Raw genomic sequence first — 1009 nt, 5'->3', positions numbered from 1 at the left:
GTAAGGCGTCTTCGATGATGTCCATATTTGATTCCAGCGATTCGCGTCCTCGTTTCACCATATTGGCAAGAGTTCCTGTACTGATTGAGTGTTGATATAACGCTTCGATTGTATCACTTAAACGCTTGTACGGGATCAATTGGATATGATGTAAATAAACAGCGAGCGCCGTGAGCCGTGGACCGTATTGCACATGATTCGTGACATGGGATGGGAATTCGGCTTGTTGCACGCATCGACAATGCGGACACGATTTCACTTCACGTTCATGTTGTGTCACCTCGATCGCCACAGGAGGGACATCAAACACTTGACGGATATCGACTTTGAACGGTTTGACGTCACGCAAAGAAACCCCACATCCTTGACACGTATGCACACGGTGGACGACACGATGATGTGGATGTTCCACTTGACGGAGCGTCGTTCCTTGATGTCCTTCTTGTCCGCCTGGCTTGTTGCCAGATGGTTGACGAGAAGAACGTGTGTTGGCAAAACGGTCAGAAGATGGGGGCAAATGGCTATTAGAGCTGTTTTTTTTCGTGCGTGCTTCCAGCTCTTGAACGCGATACTTGAGTTGTTCATTTTCTTTGCGTAGCTGTTTGTTTTCTTTCAACAGTTGCTCAATGACTTGTTGTTGGTGAGTAATGAGCTGCTTTTGTTGTTGGACTTTGCTGATTAAGCTTTCAACTGTAAATACAGCTTGTTGTACCGTCAACATGCGATTCACCTCCTTGTCTATCAATATTCACATCATAGACAGGAAAAGCAAAAAATATTCAGCTCACTTTATGATGTGGCTGAATAGTTACATTTTGTGTAAAGCATTTTGCTAGACCAAAAGAAAAAAGGTAGGGTATTCTCTGATTGAACCCAAATATTCCAGAGAAAGGAGGACCCTACCTATGTCCAAAAGTATACCGAATGTCGACTGGGCAAATCAACTGGAAAGTGTCATTCGTCAGTTTGTAAAGTAAAAATTAGAACTGATCATGCGGGAAGAAATCAA

At 43.6% G+C, this 1009-nt stretch carries 1 protein-coding gene; it reads right to left on the bottom strand.

Annotation, left to right across the window (positions count from 1 at the left end):
• Positions 1-721 (bottom strand): DUF6444 domain-containing protein (locus HZY91_RS10745; protein ID WP_197116269.1); only part of this gene is annotated, 721 nt, incomplete at its 3' end.
• Positions 722-1009: the final 288 nt, after the last annotated feature.

The organism is Facklamia lactis, from assembly GCF_015863205.1.
Taxonomy (GTDB): Bacteria; Bacillota; Bacilli; order Lactobacillales; family Aerococcaceae; genus Facklamia; species Facklamia lactis.
This window is presented reverse-complemented; position numbering and strand designations above follow the sequence as displayed.